At 70.1% G+C, this 16,278-nt stretch carries 18 protein-coding genes; 7 read left to right on the top strand and 11 right to left on the bottom strand.

Annotation, left to right across the window (positions count from 1 at the left end):
* Positions 1 to 56 precede the first annotated feature (56 nt).
* Both UG56_RS11890 and UG56_RS11885 read right to left on the bottom strand, forming a co-directional pair.
* On the bottom strand, positions 57 to 626 hold the full coding sequence (locus tag UG56_RS11890) for a DinB family protein (RefSeq protein WP_045547999.1): 570 nt from the start codon (positions 624 to 626) through the stop codon (positions 57 to 59).
* 59 nt (positions 627 to 685) lie between these two features.
* Complete coding sequence (locus tag UG56_RS11885; RefSeq protein ID WP_045548000.1) at positions 686 to 1,456, bottom strand: enoyl-CoA hydratase/isomerase family protein; 771 nt, start codon at positions 1,454 to 1,456, stop codon at positions 686 to 688.
* A 147-nt stretch (positions 1,457 to 1,603) separates the two neighbouring features.
* On the opposite strand from UG56_RS11885, the gene UG56_RS29120 reads away from it, so the two are divergent.
* The 6 genes from UG56_RS29120 to UG56_RS11860 all read left to right on the top strand — a co-directional run bounded on the left by UG56_RS29120 (position 1,604) and on the right by UG56_RS11860 (position 7,731).
* A complete protein-coding gene (locus tag UG56_RS29120; protein WP_177191463.1) occupies positions 1,604 to 1,990 on the top strand; it encodes a GNAT family N-acetyltransferase in 387 nt (128 codons plus the stop codon).
* A gap of 91 nt (positions 1,991 to 2,081) precedes the next feature.
* Positions 2,082 to 2,543: a GNAT family N-acetyltransferase gene (locus tag UG56_RS11880; protein ID WP_045548001.1), complete on the top strand. Its 462-nt coding sequence runs from the start codon at positions 2,082 to 2,084 to the stop codon at positions 2,541 to 2,543.
* Between the two features lie 149 nt (positions 2,544 to 2,692).
* A complete protein-coding gene (gene ileS, locus UG56_RS11875) occupies positions 2,693 to 6,016 on the top strand; it encodes an isoleucine--tRNA ligase (RefSeq protein WP_442756963.1) in 3,324 nt (1,107 codons plus the stop codon).
* Between the two features lie 95 nt (positions 6,017 to 6,111).
* Positions 6,112 to 6,405 (top strand): hypothetical protein, encoded by a 294-nt coding sequence (locus tag UG56_RS11870; RefSeq protein WP_045548003.1) that lies wholly within the window; start codon positions 6,112 to 6,114, stop codon positions 6,403 to 6,405.
* Positions 6,406 to 6,492: 87 nt separating this feature from the next.
* Positions 6,493 to 7,173 (top strand): class I SAM-dependent methyltransferase, encoded by a 681-nt coding sequence (locus tag UG56_RS11865; protein ID WP_045548004.1) that lies wholly within the window; start codon positions 6,493 to 6,495, stop codon positions 7,171 to 7,173.
* 81 nt (positions 7,174 to 7,254) lie between these two features.
* Positions 7,255 to 7,731 carry a hypothetical protein gene (locus tag UG56_RS11860; RefSeq protein WP_045548005.1) on the top strand — a complete coding sequence of 159 codons (477 nt, stop codon included), beginning with the start codon at positions 7,255 to 7,257 and terminating at the stop codon, positions 7,729 to 7,731.
* A gap of 63 nt (positions 7,732 to 7,794) precedes the next feature.
* On the opposite strand, the gene UG56_RS11855 is transcribed toward UG56_RS11860, so the two are convergent.
* The 3 genes from UG56_RS11855 to UG56_RS11845 are packed head-to-tail and all read right to left on the bottom strand — an operon-like array spanning position 7,795 to position 9,988.
* Entirely contained in the window at positions 7,795 to 8,595 is an 801-nt protein-coding gene (locus UG56_RS11855) for an ABC transporter permease (protein WP_045548006.1), read from the bottom strand.
* On the bottom strand, positions 8,592 to 9,536 hold the full coding sequence (locus UG56_RS11850) for a daunorubicin resistance protein DrrA family ABC transporter ATP-binding protein (RefSeq protein ID WP_045548007.1): 945 nt from the start codon (positions 9,534 to 9,536) through the stop codon (positions 8,592 to 8,594). The genes UG56_RS11855 and UG56_RS11850 overlap by 4 nt, the downstream gene beginning before the upstream one ends.
* Entirely contained in the window at positions 9,533 to 9,988 is a 456-nt protein-coding gene (locus UG56_RS11845) for a nitroreductase/quinone reductase family protein (RefSeq protein WP_045548008.1), read from the bottom strand. The genes UG56_RS11850 and UG56_RS11845 overlap by 4 nt, the downstream gene beginning before the upstream one ends.
* Positions 9,989 to 10,087: 99 nt before the next feature.
* Here UG56_RS11845 and UG56_RS11840 point away from each other — a divergent pair, with 99 nt between their 5' ends.
* The gene (locus UG56_RS11840; protein ID WP_045548009.1) at positions 10,088 to 10,858 is read left to right on the top strand and encodes a TetR/AcrR family transcriptional regulator; all 771 of its coding nucleotides are present in this window, start codon (positions 10,088 to 10,090) and stop codon (positions 10,856 to 10,858) included.
* Between the two features lie 107 nt (positions 10,859 to 10,965).
* On the opposite strand, the gene UG56_RS11835 is transcribed toward UG56_RS11840, so the two are convergent.
* The 6 genes from UG56_RS11835 to metX all read right to left on the bottom strand — a co-directional run bounded on the left by UG56_RS11835 (position 10,966) and on the right by metX (position 16,263).
* Complete coding sequence (locus UG56_RS11835) at positions 10,966 to 12,207, bottom strand: NAD(P)-binding domain-containing protein (RefSeq protein WP_045548010.1); 1,242 nt, start codon at positions 12,205 to 12,207, stop codon at positions 10,966 to 10,968.
* Complete coding sequence (locus tag UG56_RS11830) at positions 12,207 to 12,761, bottom strand: OsmC family protein (RefSeq protein WP_045548011.1); 555 nt, start codon at positions 12,759 to 12,761, stop codon at positions 12,207 to 12,209. Before UG56_RS11830 ends, UG56_RS11835 begins: the two co-directional genes overlap by 1 nt.
* A gap of 49 nt (positions 12,762 to 12,810) precedes the next feature.
* Complete coding sequence (locus UG56_RS11825) at positions 12,811 to 13,332, bottom strand: OsmC family protein (protein WP_045548012.1); 522 nt, start codon at positions 13,330 to 13,332, stop codon at positions 12,811 to 12,813.
* A gap of 72 nt (positions 13,333 to 13,404) precedes the next feature.
* Complete coding sequence (locus UG56_RS11820) at positions 13,405 to 13,899, bottom strand: CoA-binding protein (RefSeq protein ID WP_045548013.1); 495 nt, start codon at positions 13,897 to 13,899, stop codon at positions 13,405 to 13,407.
* Positions 13,899 to 15,191 (bottom strand): O-acetylhomoserine aminocarboxypropyltransferase/cysteine synthase family protein, encoded by a 1,293-nt coding sequence (locus tag UG56_RS11815; RefSeq protein ID WP_045548014.1) that lies wholly within the window; start codon positions 15,189 to 15,191, stop codon positions 13,899 to 13,901. The genes UG56_RS11820 and UG56_RS11815 overlap by 1 nt, the downstream gene beginning before the upstream one ends.
* Entirely contained in the window at positions 15,184 to 16,263 is a 1,080-nt protein-coding gene (gene metX, locus UG56_RS11810; RefSeq protein WP_045548015.1) for a homoserine O-acetyltransferase MetX, read from the bottom strand. The genes UG56_RS11815 and metX overlap by 8 nt, the downstream gene beginning before the upstream one ends.
* Between the last annotated feature and the right edge of the window lie 15 nt (positions 16,264 to 16,278).

Here is a 16,278-nt window from a genome sequence, read left to right as displayed (position 1 = left end):
TGTGACCGCGCTCTCAGCCTAGTCTCAGGAAACCGTCGTTCTGACGGCCGGTGGGGCTACTGCCCGGTACGTCCGTCGATGGTCTCGCGCAGCAGATCCGCGTGACCTGCGTGGCGGGCGTACTCCTCGATCATGTGGACCAGGATGTCGCGGATGCTGGTCGGCTCCTCGCCGGGCCTGACGGCCCGCTTCTCGCCGAGGATCGAGTCGTCGATCGAGTCGAGCCACGCGTCGGCGCCGGCGATCTGCTCGCGCCAGCTCGCGAACGCCTCGTCGACCGACTCCTGGGTGGGTTCCACCTTGTGGAACCCACCGGTGGGATCGTCCTCGTCGAGCCGGGGGAGGTCCAGGTTCTCCTTCAGCACCCGCTGGAACCAGCTCTGCTCGACCCGCGCCATGTGCCGGACCAGCCCGAGCAGGCTCAGGTCGCTCGGCGGCACGCTCTGCTTGGCCAGGTCCTCCGGGCCGAGGTCCTGGCACTTGAGCTCGAGGGTGAGCCGGTAGTGGCGCAGGTAGTCCCGGTAGGTCGCCAGCTCGCCGACGGCCTGCTCGTCCTGCTGGCGTGGGTCCTCGCCCTCGGGAAGCCAGATGCCGCCGAACCCCACCTGCCGCTGATCGCTGCTCATGGACCCACCCTCCTGGAGCCGGCGCCTTTCGGCCAAATGATTTCAGCGGCCAAATGATTTCAGCGCGTGAAGCTGGGCGGCCGCTTCTCCAGGAACGCGTTGACGCCCTCGCGCCCGGACGCCGAGCCGCCGAGCGCCGAGATCGACTCGGCCTCGCGCCGCAGCGCTGACTCGGGGTTCGGCTCGGCGACGTCGCGGATCAGGTGCTTGGTGCGGGCCAGCGCCTCCGGGGAGCCGGACAGCAGGGTCGCGACGACCTCGTCGACGGTGGCGTCGAGCTCGTCGGCAGGTACGACGCGGGCGACCAGCCCCGCCTCGAGCGCCTCGCTCGCGGAGAGCATGTCACCGAGCAGGGTCAGCCGGAGCACCCGGTGCAGTCCCAGGGTGTGCACCAGCAGGGAGCCACCGCCGTCGACCGAGAGCCCGACCTTCGCGTACGCCAGGCTGAACTTCGCCCGGTCCGCGGCGACGACGATGTCAGCGGCCGCGGCCAGCGGGAAGCCGACCCCGGCCGCCGTGCCCTGGACCGCGCTGACCACGATCGCGTCGCAGCGTACGAGCTCGGTGATGATCCGGTTGGCCCCCTCGGCGAGCTCGAGGATGAAGGGCCCGAGGTCCTCGGCCGCCGCGAACCCGGCCAGGTCGCCGCCGACGGAGAAGTACTTCCCCTCCGCCGCGAGCACGATCACCCGCGCCGAGTCCGCCTTGGCCCGCAGGATCGCCGCCAGCATCTCCTCGCCCGCCTCGGGCTTGAAGACGTTGCCCCGGTCAGGGTTGGTCATCGTGATGCGCGCGCAACCGTCGGCGTACTCGTAGCGAATCAGGCTCATGCGCGCATCCTGCCAGGGGATGACCGTCGCTATCGTCGCGACCTGGCTTCACCGACTGAGTTCACTGTCACCCGGGTCCCAGCGGCCGACACCTATCCGCTGCGCGCGGCGGTTCTGCATGGAGGTGCGCCCCCTCGGGCGGCGAAAGTGGCCGGAGACGATCACCCCGACGTAGTCACGTTCGCGGCTCGAGACGTCGACGGGTGCGTGATCGGGTGCGCCGGACTGTTCCCCGAACCATGCCCTGACCTGCCCGATCACTTCGGTCAGGGATGGCGCATACGGAGGGTCGCGACGGCGCCCGAGTGGCGAGGCCGAGGAGTCGGTGCCGCCCTTCTGGCCGCGACGATCACACATGCCGCCGACCGGGGCCCGGGGCTGGTGTGGTGCAACGCCACCCCGTCGGGCGCTTGCCTCTTCGCTCGTGAGGGGTTCGAGCAGATCGGCGAGCCTTGGGTGGATCCCGAGTTCGGGGCGAATGTGCGCATGTGGCGGGAGATCTCGCCCTCCCAAGCCATCGCTCGCTATGACTGAGGGTCCGACCGCTATGACTGAGGGTCCGACTTAGTGAATCCGTTCACTAAGTCGGACCCTCAGTCATAGCGAGCGCGGATAGGGTTCGTCCATGATCCCTGACGAGCGATTCACGGTCGGGCCGGTGCCGGTCGAGGAGACGTACGCCTTGCGGGCGAAAGTGTTGCGCAACGGCGGCGCGCCGGAGGCGGCGAGGTTGCCGGGGGACGACGGGCCGGAGGTTGCGACCTATGCGGCGCTCGACGAGGACGGGAGCTTGATCGGATGCGTCGGGTTGTTCCCGGAACCCTGCCCTGACCTACCCGGACACCCCGGGAAGGGGTGGCGGATCCGGGGGATGGCGACCGAGGACGGGTGGCGCGGGAAGGGCGTGGGTGCGCAGGTGCTGGAGGCGGCGCTGGCGCATGTGGCCGAGCGTGGTGGTGGGCTGGTCTGGTGCAATGCGCGTACGCCGGCGAGGAGGTTCTATGAGCAGGCCGGGTTCCAGGTGATCGGCGAGCCGTGGGACGACCCCGAGATCGGGCCGCACGTGCGGATGTGGCGCGTCGTCTGAATCGGGTTCGCGCGGCGGGCTCCCGGCGGCGTACTCTTTCCTTACCAGCGTCTGAGCCGTCATCAGCGGCGAGCTCCGGGAAGAAAGCCTCCAGGCGAGTAGAACCCGGCGGGAGTGGCCCGTCACAGCCGAAATGAAGTGGCCCAGGCATGGGTAAGCAGGGTGGTACCGCGGTCGCAAGATCGTCCCTGTGGAAGACCAAACCACACACCACCCAGCAGGAGATGCCGCCGATGGCCTATCCGAAGGTCACCTCAGCCGACACGAGCGCAGTCCCGGCCAGCCCACGGTTCCCGGAGATCGAGAAGCAGGTTCTCGACTACTGGAAGAAGGACGGGACGTTCCAGGCGAGCATCGACAACCGCGACCCCGGCACGAACGGCGAGAACGAGTTCGTCTTCTACGACGGCCCGCCGTTCGCCAACGGTCTGCCGCACTACGGCCACCTGCTGACCGGCTACGTGAAGGACATCGTCCCGCGCTACCAGACGATGCGCGGCAAGCGGGTCGAGCGGCGCTTCGGGTGGGACACCCATGGTCTCCCCGCCGAGCTCGAGGCGATGCGCCTCAACGGCCTGAAGACGACCGACGAGATCGTCGAGATGGGCATCGACAAGTTCAACGCGGCCTGCCGCGCCTCGGTGCTCAAGTACACCGGCGAGTGGCGCGACTACGTCACCCGCCAGGCGCGCTGGGTCGACTTCGACAACGACTACAAGACCCTCAACCCCGACTACATGGAGTCGGTGATCTGGGCGTTCAAGACGCTCTACGACAAGGGTCTGGTCTACGAGGGCTTCCGCGTCCTGCCCTACTGCTGGCAGGACGAGACCCCGCTGTCCAACCACGAGCTGCGGATGGACGACGACGTCTACAAGGACCGCCAGGACCCGGCGGTGACCGTGGGCTACGCGCTCGACGCCACCGGTGAGGACGAGGTCCTCGACGGCGCCCACATCCTGATCTGGACCACCACGCCGTGGACCCTGCCGTCCAACCTCGCCGTGATGGTGGGCTCCGACATCGACTACGTCGTCGTCGAGGGCCCGGTCCCGGGCACCGACGAGACGGCGAAGTACGTCCTCGCGGAGGCTCGGCTCGCGGCGTACAAGAAGGAGCTCTTCCCGGACGCCGACGAGGCGACGGTCCTGGGTCGCTACAAGGGCACCGAGCTGCTCGGCCGCACCTACACGCCGCCGTTCTCCTACTACGCCGGCCACGCCAACGCGTTCCGCGTGGTCGCCGCCGACGACGCCGTCACCACCACCGACGGCACCGGGGTCGTCCACACCGCCGGCGCGTTCGGTGAGGTCGACAAGGAGGTCACCGACCGCGAGAACATCGAGGCGGTCATGCCGGTCGGCAAGGACGGGCGCTTCACCGCGCCGGTGGTCGACTACGCCGGTGTCCAGGTCTTCGACGCCAACCTGCAGATCATCGACCACCTCAAGGCGGTCACCCGCGGCGAGGCGGGCGGGTCGGTGAGCCCCGGCACGATCCTGCTGCGCCGCGAGTCCTACAACCACTCCTACCCCCACTGCTGGCGCTGCCGTCAGCCGCTGATCTACAAGGGTGTGTCGAGCTGGTTCGTCGAGGTCACCAAGATCAAGGACCGCATGCTCGAGCTCAACCAGCAGATCCGCTGGGTGCCCGAGCACATCCAGGACGGCCAGTTCGGCAAGTGGCTGGAGAACGCCCGCGACTGGTCGATCACCCGCAACCGCTTCTGGGGATCCCCGGTGCCGGTGTGGAAGTCGGACGACCCGGCCTACCCGCGTCTCGACGTCTACGGGAGCTTCGCCGAGCTGGAGCGCGACTTCGGCACCCTGCCGAAAGACGCCGAGGGCAACCCCGACCTGCACCGTCCCTACATCGACGACCTGGTCCGCCCCAACCCGGACGACCCGACCGGCAGGTCGATGATGCGCCGGGTCGCCGACGTCCTCGACGTCTGGTTCGACTCGGGTTCGATGTCGTTCGCCCAGAACCACGTCCCGTTCGAGAACGAGGAGTGGTTCGCGCACCACTTCCCGGGCGACTTCATCGTCGAGTACATCGGCCAGACCCGCGGCTGGTTCTACACCCTGCACATCCTGGCGACCGCGCTCTTCGACCGCCCGGCCTTCCAGTCCTGCATCAGCCACGGCATCGTGCTGGGCTCGGACGGGCAGAAGATGTCCAAGTCGCTTCGCAACTATCCGGACGTCAACGAGGTCTTCGACCGCGACGGCGCCGACGCGATGCGCTGGTTCCTGATGTCCTCGCCGATCCTGCGCGGCGGCAACCTGGTCGTCACCGAGCAGGGCATCCGGGACTCCGTACGCCAGGTGATGATCCCGCTGTGGAACAGCTGGTACTTCTTCCAGCTCTACGCCAACGCGGCCAACGTCGAGACCACCGGCTCGACGGAGTCCACGGACCCGCTGGACCGCTACGTCCTGGCCAAGCTGCGCGACTACGTCGCCGAGATGACCACGGCGATGGACGACTACTACGTCGCCGAGGCGTGCGAGGCGACCCAGCGGTTCATCGACGTGCTCACGAACTGGTACATCCGGCGCAGCCGCGAGCGGTTCTGGAACGAGGACAAGGCCGCCTTCGACACGCTCTACACGGTGCTGGAGACGGTGACTCGCCTGGTCGCGCCGCTGCTGCCGCTGACCACCGAGGAGATCTGGCGTGGTCTGACCGGTGGCCGCTCGGTGCACCTGGCCGACTACCCGGTCGTCTCGGATCTGCCCGCTGATGACGACCTGGTCGCCCGGATGGACGCGGTCCGCGCGGTCTGCTCCTCGACCTCCGCCCTGCGCAAGGCGCGCAAGCTCCGCAACCGCCTTCCGCTGGGTGGCCTGACGGTCGTCGGTGCCGACATCGCCGGCTTCGAGGAGATCGTCGCCGACGAGGTCAACGTCAAGTCCGTCCGGCTGCTCGCGGCCGACTCGGAGGAGGCGGGGACGTACGGCATCGAGCAGAAGCTCAGCGTCAACGCCCGCGCCGCCGGCCCGCGCCTGGGCAAGGACGTCCAGAAGGCGATCAAGGGCTCGAAGTCGGGCGACTGGTCGGTCTCCGAGTCCGGTGAGGTCGTTGCCGGTGGCCTGGCGCTGGTCGAGGGGGAGTACACCCTCGAGACCGTCGCCGGCGCCGCCTCCGACGACATCGCCGTCACCATGCTGCCGGGCGGCTTCATCGTCCTGGACACCGTCGTCACCCCCGAGCTCGCCGCCGAGGGCCTCGCCCGCGACCTCGTCCGCGCGGTCCAGCAGGCCCGCAAGGACTCCGGCCTCAACGTCGAGGACCGCATCACCCTCGCGGTGACCGGCTCCGAGGTCGTACGCCGGGCAGCCACCACCCACGCCGACCTCATCGCCCGCGAGACCCTCGCCACGACGTACGACGTCGTCGACTCGCTCGAGGGCAACCCGGTCGACCTTGGCGATGGCGAAAAGGCTCAGATCGCGGTCGCGAAGGCCTGAGGATCGTCGAACCCCAGGAGGGTGAGTCACGCCAGGCGTGACTCACCCTCCTCAGGTCTCTCCTGGTCGCGGTTCTGCGTCGGTACTGTGCGGTCGTGGCCAGCCAGAAGGACATCGATCGGCGCATCCAGGCCTACTACGGACGGTCCGGCTGGGACGAAGCAGCTCGGCTGACCGGGAGATCTGCTCAGGGGCGCCTGGAGTTCGAGCGTACGCAGGAGCTCATCCTCGAGCGGATCCGAACGGGTTCACGCATCGCCGATGTCGGTGGTGCCACTGGGGTTCATGCCGAGGCGCTCGCAGGTGCCGGTCACCACGTCACGCTCATCGACCCGGTCGCCGAGCAGGACCTCTCGAACCATCTCCTCGGGATCGGGCGGCAACCCTAGGAGACTTGATCACATGTGGCGTGACCAGGTCTCCTAGGGTCGTCGAGAACGACGGCGTGAACGGTCGGCCGCCTCTATCGTTGAGGTGTGGAGAGGCCCACGCTCAAGGAGCTCGCCGTCCAGGCGCTGTCGTCGGTCGAGCGCGGCTATGACCTGCTGGCGCCGAAGTTCGACGCGACGCCGTTCCGGACGCCGGACTGGATGCTGGCCGCGACGATCACGGCGTTGCGGGAGTACGGGCCGTTCGAGCGGGGGCTGGACGTGTGCACCGGCACCGGGGCGGGGCTGGAGATGCTCGAGGAGGCGACCGCGGAGCCGCCGACGGGGGTCGACTTCAGCGCCGGGATGCTGGAGCAGGCCAGGGCCGCTCACCCGGGCGCCGACCTGGTGCGGGCGGATGCTCGCGCGCTGCCGTTCGACGCTGCGTACGACCTCGTGGTGAGCTTCGGGGCGCTGGGGCACTTCCTGCCTGACGAGCGGCCGCAGCTGTTCGACGGCATCTTTCGGGCGCTGCGGCCGGGTGGGGTGTTCGCGCTGCCGATGAGCCGGGCGCCGCGGCGGACCCAGCCGGCGTACTGGTTGCTCTCCGGCTTCGACCTGGCGATGCGGGTGCGCAACGCGGTGTGGCGGCCGAGGTTCGTGATGTACTACCGCACCCATCCGCGGCCGGCGCTCCTCGCCGACCTGGACGCCGCCGGGTTCGCGGTCGAGACGACGCCGATGCCCGGTGTCGGCGAGCTGATCATCGCCCGCCGGCCAGCGGGCTGACGGTGCCGGGGCGCGCACAGGGCGAAGATCACACCCGCCAGGGCTTCCCTGCGGGGCCAGGTTAGGTGAGCCTTAGTCGGCATGACCCGCAAACCTCGGATCGCGAAGCTGCTGAGCCCCCTGATCGGGCTGTTCGGCCTCCTGTTCATCGCCAGTGGCGCTGCCAGCTACTACCTGGCCCACACCCAGCTGAAGGCGCAGGGGATCACCGTCGCCGACGACGCCTCGTTCCTCGCCGGAGACACGGTCGACGGGCCGTTCTCTGCCTACTCGCAGGCGGCCACCGTCGAGAAGCATGCCCTGGGGATCACCAACGGCAAGACGTACGCCGAGCTGGACCAGAAGGACCCGATCCGCGCGGTCGCGGCGGAGTCGTCGTTCGTACGCGCCTCGCTGCTGACCGCGGTCACCGCGTTCGGGCTCTCGGCGCTGGTCGCGGGCCTGGGCGTGGTGCTGCTGTTCGTCGCCTTCGCGCTCGGGTCGTTGACCCGTGCAGTCGTCCCCCCGAAGGGGAAGACCCCAGAGAAGGCCGACGGCCTCGAGCCGGCCACGGCCTGACCCCACATCCATCCGCCGACGGGCCCGGGAAGGCATCGCCCTTCCCGGGCCCGTTCCTCCTTTTCAGCCGAGGCGCCGGAACGCGCGCACCGAGAGCGGCACGAAGACCGCCAGCAGGACCGCCGGCCAGGCCAGTGCCACGAGCACGGCGTGGTCGGCGAGCATCCCGGAGGTGATCCCGGTCGGGTTGCCGAAGAGGTCGCGGCAGGCGGTCGCGGTCGCCGAGACCGGGTTCCACGCGGCCAGGAAGCCGAGCCATCCGGGCATCGTCTCGGGCGAGACGAACAGGCTCGAGCAGAATCCCAGCGGCCACACCAGCACCTGCACCATCGTCAGGGCGCCCTCCATCCGCAGGGTGAGCCCGAGGAAGATGCCGAGCCACAGCATCGCCAGTCGCAGCCACAGCAGGAGCCCGACCGCAACGGCCGCCTCGAGGAACGAGCCCTCGATCCGCCAGCCGATCAGCAGCCCGCCGAGCATGAGTACGCCCAGCTGGACCGCCGAGTTGCCGAGGTCGGCGACCGCCCGTCCCAGTGGCACCGCGAGGCCGCTCATCGGCAGCGACCGGAATCGGTCGGTGACCCCGCGCTTGGTGTCCTCGGTGACCACGGCCATGGTGCCGTCGATCCCGAACATCATCGTCAGCGCGAGCACGCCGGGGAGCAGATAGGGCAGGTAGGTCCCGCCGCCCGGCATCTCGATCGCACCGCCGAACAGGTAGCCGAAGATCAGCAGCATCATGATCGCGAACAGGATGCCGAACACCGGCCCCCACGGCTCGCGCTGCCAGTGCTTGAGGTCGCGGAGCGTGATCACCCAGGTCTGTCGCAGGGTGGAGGTGAGTCCTGGGGTTAGATCAGTCATCGGGCGGCTCCTTCGGGTGCGGTCAGGTGCAGGAACACCTCGTCGAGCGTCGGTCTGCGCAGCAGCACGTCGTCGACCGTGATGCCTGCGGAGTCGAGGCTGCGTACGGCCTCGACGACGGCGGCGCCGCCGCCGGCCGGGCCGGCCTCGACGGTGACCTCGAGCCGGTCGGGATCGACGGCGGCCGCCGAGCCGAGGACGCCGGTCATCCGGGCGAGGTCGTCGGGCCGGGACGCGGTGATGATGACGCGGTCGCCGCCCAGATCGCTCTTGAGCGCCGACGGGGTGCCCTCGGCGATCACCCGGCCGGCGCCGAGCACGGTGACCATGTCGGCGAGCTGGTCGGCCTCGTCGAGGTACTGCGTGGTCAGCAGCACCGTCGTGCCGTCGGCAACCACCTGCCGCACCATCTCCCAGACCTCGTGCCGGGCGCGCGGGTCCAGCCCGGTGGTCGGCTCGTCGAGGAAGAGGAGCTGTGGGCGGGTGACCAGGCCGGCGGCGATGTCGAGCCGGCGCCGCATCCCGCCGGAGTAGCCCGAGACCTTCCGGTCGCCTGCCTCGGCAAGGCCGAAGGCGTCGAGGAGCTCGCCGGCGCGGCGTACGGCAGAGGTCTTCGAGAGGCCGTGCAGGCGGCCGAACATCACCAGGTTCTCCCGGCCGTGGAGGGCCTCGTCGAGCGCGGCGCTCTGCCCGACCAGGCCGATCGCGGAGCGGACCCGGGCAGGGTGGCGTACGGCATCGTGACCGCCGACGCGCACCTCACCGGCATCGGGCCGGGTGAGCGTCGCGAAGACGTTCACCGCGGTGGACTTGCCGGCTCCGTTGGGCCCGAGCAGGGCGTGAACGGTGCCGGTCGTGACCTCGAGGTCGAGGCCGTCGAGCGCCTGGGTGTCGCGGTAGCGCTTGCGCACGTGGCGCGCGGACAGGGGAGTCGACGTCATCGGCCCACCTCGATCCGGAAGACGCCACAGCGTCCGGCGACCGCCTCGAAGGCCTCCGGCGTCACCGCGGTGACCACTCCGGCGTCCAGCATGATCTTCGCCCCGTCCGCCATCCGTTCCGGCCACAGCCGGAGCACGTTCAGGGCCTCGTCCCCGTCGACCTCGACGAGGTGGACCTCCTCGGTGGTCCGCCCGACGCGGAGCGTCGCACGCCCGGAGGCGGCGCGTACGTTGCGGGCCCAGTCGGCCCCCGGGAAACCCTCGAGCAGGTAGCGCCGCCCGTCCAGGTCCAGTACCGAGAGCGGGGTGCTGCGGGGCTTGCCGCTGGTGCGGCCCGGCACGGTGAGCACGGGCAGCTCTTTCATCCCGAGCCCGGTCCTCGACAGGGTCATGAAGACCTTGTTCATCGGCTTGAGCCAGCGCGGCGGCACCGGTCTCGCATCGTTCGGCATGCACGTTCCTCCAATTTCGTACGCTGTACGAAGATGACAACGGAGCGACTGTAGCATTTGTTCCGTACGGCGTACGAAATTCTTTCGGGGGAGGTTACGATGAGCCACGTGCCGGAGCAGAGAGACCAGTCGGACCCGTCCCTGCGCCTGCTCTGGCGCCATCGGACCGGGGCGCGCGAGGAGCCGAAGGCGAAGCGGGGGCCGAAGCAGAAGGTGAGCGTCGACGAGATCGTCGACGCCGCGATCGACCTCGCCGACGCCGAGGGCCTGGCCGCGGTGACGATGCGCGCGATCGCCCAGCGATTCGGTCTGGGGGCCATGACGCTCTACTCCTATGTGCCCAACCGCGACGCGCTGCTGGTGCTCATGGCCGACCAGGTGACCGGCCGCACCGAGCTGCCCGACCTCCCCGAGGACCCGCGCAAGCGTCTCGAGCTGGTCGCCAACCTCCAGCACGACGAGCTGCGGGCCCACCCCTGGCTGCTCGAGGTGCAGGACGTACGCCCCTGGCTAGGGCCCAACATGAGCGACCGCTACGAGTGGCAGCTGCGCGCCGTCGACGGCCTCGGGCTGACCGATCTGGAGATGGACCAGACGGTCGCCGTGCTGGTCGGGTTCGCCGGCAACATCGCCCGCAGCGAGCTGATGAAACGCCGTGCCGAGCAGGTCACCGGGATGACCGAGTCGCAGTGGTGGGCCGCCAACTACGAGACGCTCAACGAGGTCATGGAGGGCAGCGACTATCCGCTGGCAGCGCGGGTCGGCACCGCTGCAGGCGAGGCCTACCAGGCCGCCACCGACCCTGCGCGCGAGCTCGACTACGGGCTGGCCCGGATCATCGACGGCGTCCTCGCGCACGTCGGCCGCTAGCCGAGCCGGCTCGTCCTGACAGAAGACGCCGCCGAGTCGGCTCGTCATGACGAGCCGACTCGGCGTTGATCTGAGTCAGAACGAGCCGACTCGGCGTCTGGGGTGGGTCAGCCGGCGGTGCGGCGGGTGGGGGAGGCCAGGCGTTGGGAGAGGTGGGCGACCAGGTCGGCGGAGTCGTCGCGGGCCCCGTCGATGTAGGTCGATCGGCGGCGGCGGAGGACCGGGAGGCCGGTGACGTAGAGGCCGGGGAGGTCGGTGACGCCGCCGTCGTGGCGGATCGCGCCCTTGCGGTCGAAGACGTCGGCGTCGAGGAAAGCGTGGTCGGGCTTGATGCCGGTCGCCCAGACGACCGAGCCGATCTCGCCGGAGGTCAGCGAGAGCGACAGCAGCGGCTCGGGGACCCGGGTCGGCTCGAGCCGCTCGCCGGAGCCGCCGAAGGTCTGGTCGATGCCGCTCAGGAGCCGGTTGGCCTTGAGGTCGGCCAGCGCCGCCATGTTGGCCAGCGAGCCCGAGAAGAGCGCGGCGCCGTCGCGCAGCCCGGCCAGCTTGCCGACCACCCGGACGCCCGCCTCCTGCAGCGTGTTGAGGTCGAGCGTGGTGGTGCCGCCGACGAGCTGGAACGAGGAGAGTCGCCGGGCACGGGTGATGTCGTCGAGCTCGTCCCAGCGCTCGTCGAGGATGCCGGCCTCCTCGATCCAGGCGAAGATGTCACGGCCTCGGTAGCGGCGCGGCACCCGGACGTGCTCGCCGACCGCGAGGGTGACCTGGCGGCCCGAGGCCTGCAGCTCCGCCGCGATCTGTACGCCGCTCGCGGCCGCCCCGACGACCAGCACGCCGCCGGGTGGCAGCTGGGAGGGACGCCGGTAGTCGATGGCGTGCACCGACGGCAGACCGGGCGGCAGCTCGGCGGCCAGGGCGGGCAGCACGCCGCGTACGGAACCGGTGGCGAGCACGACGTGCTCGGCCGACCAGGGACCCGCGGAGGTCTCGACGAGGTAGCCGTTCGGACCGGGGGAGACGCGGTGGACCTCGACGTTCTCGTGCACCGGTGCCGCGATCACGTCGGCGTAGCCGGCGACGAGCGAGGCGACCTGCGCGGCGGTGAGGAACTCGTCGGCCTCGGCGGGGCCGAGCAGCGGGTCGCCGAGCCCGGGCAGCCGGTTCATCCAGCCCGGGGTGAGGAGGCGGAGCGAGTCCCAGCGCTGCGTACGCCACGAGTGAGCGACCTGCCCGCGCTCGAGGACGACATGGTCGATCCCCTCGGCACCGAGTCGGTGGCTCACTGCGAGGCCACTGTGCCCCGCCCCGATCACCGCGACCGTGGTGCGGCGAGACGGGACACTCGTCATCACGAGACCGAGACGCTGACCGCGGTCGGGTTGGTGAGGATGTCGAAGACGGCCGAGCGCTTCTGCGACTGCGCGACCAGCGCCTCGATGTCCTCGGGGGAGGCGTCGGCGTCGATCGAGTAGTTCACGCGGACGCCGGTGAAGCCGTTGCGTACGTCGGCGTCGGCGCCGAGGATGCCGCGGATGTCGTGGTCACCCTCGATGGTCGCGGTGACCGAGTTGAGCTGGATGCCGCGCTGCTGGGCGACGGCGGCGACGCCGGCGGTCAGGCAGCCGCCGAGGGCGACCAGGACGGTCTCGACCGGCGTGGGGCCTTGGTTGTCGGCGGCGAACTGCGGCGGGTGGTCGCCGTCGGACTCGAAGGAGCGCCCGGCCTCCTGCTCCTCGCCGAGGCCGAAGAAGCCCTCGACCTTGCTCTTGGAGTGGGTGCCCTTCACCCAGGTGTTGGTGGCGCGCCAGGTGAACTTGGCGGCCTCCGGGGTCTCCTGGAGGGCGGCGCGCGCGCCGAGCAGGGCCTCGACGTTGACGCCGTTGTCGACAGTGGTCTCTGTCATCGGTGGTTCCTCGTTTCGATGGATGCGGATGGGGGTGTGGGGACCGTGGTCAGGCGAGCGAGACGTTGACCGGGACCGCGTTGCGGAGCGTGTGGCCCACGGGCGAGCTGGCGAGCACCTTGGCGTGGAGCGTCTCGAGCTCCTCGCGGGATGCCTCGGACGCGATGGTGACCACGGCGTCGATCGCGTCGAAGCCGGCGTGGCCCTCGGCGAGGCCGAGGAAGACGGTGAGGTCGACGTCGCCCTTGAGGTCGATGCGCAGGTCGTCGAGCTCGATCCCGGCGACCGAGGCGTTGGCGGCGTAGCCGACGGCGAGGCAGTTGCCCAGGGCGCCGAGAAGCTGCTCGACGGGGTTGGCGGCGGTGTCGCCGCCGCCGAGACCGGCGGGCTCGTCGGACGGGGTGGGCTCGAAGGAGCGGACCTTCGCCTCGGAGGCGAAGGCGCCCTTCCAGGTCACGTGGGCGGCCCAGGTGGTGCGCGCCTTGGCGGGGTCGTCCTGGATCGCCTGGACGAGGTTGCCGACGGCGGCGAGGTCGACGTCGTTGAGCTGTGTCGTGGAATCGATGCTCATGGGAACACTCCGTGGTCGAGGAGACTGGTTATACGAGATAGTAGACTAAATAACTCGACTAAAGGATGGATCTCACCGTGCGGTCCGGCGTGCCGAGATCACGCCGGTGTCGAACCCGGCCAGGTGCAGGCCGCCGTGGAACCGGGCGTGCTCGATCTTGAGGCAGCGGTTCTGGACGACGGTCAGCCCGGCGGCGCGCGCGGTCGCCGCGGCGTCGTCGTTGGTCAGCCCGAGCTGGAACCAGACCACCGGCGAGCCCAGCGCGACCACCTCGTCGACGACCGCGGGCAGGTCGCTCGCCCGCCGGAAGACGTCGACGATGTCGGGCGTCTCCGGGAGGTCGGCCAGGCTGGCGTGGACCGTGCGGCCGAGCACCTCCCGGCCGGCGGCGTTGGGGTTGATGAAGTAGAGCCGGAAGTCGGTGTCCTGGGCGAGGTAGGTCGCCACGTAGTAGCTCGACCGGGCGGTGTTGGGGGAGAAGCCGACGATCGCGATCGACGTCGCCGCTCGGAGCAGCCCCTGGCGCTCGCGTGCGGTCGGCTCATGGGGAATCTGCGCGATGGTCATCAGAGTTCCTTCGTGGCGGCGGTGAGCGCCTGGTCGAGGTCGAAGATGATGTCGTCGGCGTCCTCGATGCCGACGCTGATCCGCACCAGGCCGGGGGCGACGCCGGCCTCGGCCAGCCGCGTCTCGCTGAGCTGGCGGTGGGTGGTCGAGGCGGGGTGGATGACCAGGGTCTTGGCGTCGCCGATGTTGGCCAGGTGGCTGGCGAGCTCGACCGACTCGATGAACCGCTCCCCGGCCGCCCGGCCGCCCGCGATGTCGAAGGAGAACACGCTGCCCGGGCCCTGGGGCAGATACTTCTGCGCCCGGGCATGGTCCGGATGGGAGGGCAGTCCGGCCCAGCGTACGTGCTCGACCCGGGGGTCGGCATCGAGCCATTCGGCGACGATCCGCGCGTTCTCGACGTGCCGCTGGACCCGCAGGGCCAGCGTCTCGACGCCCAGGGCGAGCTGCCATGCCGACTGCGGCGACAAGGTCGCGCCGACGTTGCGCAGGTGCTCGGCGCGGAGCCGGGTGAGGAAGGCGTACTCGCCGAAGTTGCCCCACCACGAGAGCCCGCCGTAGTGCTCGACCGGCTCGTGGAAAAGCGGGAACCGCTCGGGCGAGTACTCGAAGCGGCCGGACTCGACGACCACGCCGCCGAGCGTCGTCCCGTGGCCGCCGAGGAACTTGGTCGCCGAGTGGACCACGATGTCGGCGCCCCACTCGATCGGCCGCGACAGGTAGGGCGTGGGGATCGTCGAGTCCACCACGAACGGCACCCCGTGCGCGTGCGCCACGTCGGCCAGCCCGGCCAGGTCGGCGATGTCGCCCGACGGGTTGGCGACGGTCTCGGCGAAGAGCAGCTTGGTCTCGGGGCGGATGGCTGCGGCGTACGCCTCCGGGTCGGTCGAGCTCACGAAGGTCGTGGAAACGCCGAAGCGACGCAGGGTGACGTCGAGCTGGGTGACCGAGCCGCCGTAGAGCTGGGCCGAGGCGACGATGTGGTCGCCGGCGCCGGCCAGGGAGGCGAAGGTGACGAACTCGGCGGAGAGCCCCGACGCGGTCGCGACCGCCCCGATGCCGCCTTCCAGGGAGGCGATGCGCTCCTCGAACGCGGCCACGGTCGGGTTGCCGACGCGGGTGTAGATGTTGCCGTACTTCTGCAGCGCGAAGCGCGCCGCGGCGTCGGCGGTGTCGTCGAAGACGAACGAGGCGGACTGGTAGATCGGCAGGGCCCGGGCGCCCTGGGCGGCGTCGGGGATGTTGCCGGCGTGGATCGCACGGGTGCTGAAGCCGTACGCGTGGTCAGTCATGAACAACTCCAGTTCGATCGTTGAGGAAGCCCTCGACGAGGTCGAGGTAGCCGGGTGGGTCGAGCAGGAACGAGTCGTGGCCCCAGGTCGAGGCGATCTCGTGGCGCTCGACGTCGACCCCCGCGCGCCGCAGCTCCTTCTCGATCAGGACCGAGTGGGAGGTCCCGAATCGCCAGTCGGAGTCGAAGGAGATCAGCTGGAACCGGGTGTCCCGGATCGCTGCCGCGAAGGCGTCGTCGGCGAAGGGGTCGAAGTAGTCCAGGAGACGGGAGAGGTAGAGGTAGGAGAGGGCGTCGAAGCGGTCGACGAACGTGCTCGCCTGGTGGTCGAGATAGCTCTCGATCTCGAAGTCGATCCCGAACCCGGGCGTCGATCCGTCGCGCCGCGAGCGGCCGAACTTCGCCTCCAGCCCGGGCTCGGAGACGTACGTGACGTGGCCGAGCATCCGCGCCACCGAGAGCCCGTTGACGGGAACGATGCCGTGGTCCGGGTAGCGCCCGCCGCGGAAGTCGGGGTCGCGCAGGATCGCCTGCCGGGCGATGTTCGAGAGCGCGATGTTCTGGGTGCTCAGCCGGGCGGAGGCGGCCACCAGGACCGCCCGCTCGATCTGGCCGGGGGCGTCGGCGGCCCACTGCAGGACCTGCATGCCGCCGAGCGATCCGCCGACGGCGGCGTGGAGCCTCTCGATGCCGAGGTGGGCCAGCAGCCGGCGGTGGACGGTGACCAGGTCGGCGACCGAGATCAGTGGGAAGTCGAGCCCCCAGGCCCGGCCGGTCGCGGGGTCGGTCGAGGAGGGCCCGGTGGTGCCGCGGCAGCCGCCGAGGAGGTTGGCGCAGACGACGAAGAACCGGTCCGTGTCGACTGGCCTTCCGGGCCCCACCATCGTCGGCCACCACTGTGCGGCCTCGGCGTCGCCGGTGAGTGCGTGGGCGATGAAGACGGCGTTGTCCCGGCCGGGTGCCAGCTCGCCGTAGGTCGCATAGGCGACCTCGACGGGCGCCAGCGTGCCGCCGCCGGAGAGGTGCAGCGGGTCGGGCCCGTCGAAGAGGATCGTACGCGGCACGGTGCTCATCAACCCCTCTCTTCA

It is taken from the genome of Nocardioides luteus (genome assembly GCF_000960475.2).
Taxonomy (GTDB): Bacteria; Actinomycetota; Actinomycetes; order Propionibacteriales; family Nocardioidaceae; genus Nocardioides; species Nocardioides luteus_A.
The sequence above is the reverse complement of the archived record's forward strand: the minus strand, read 5'-3'. Positions and strand labels throughout refer to the sequence as shown.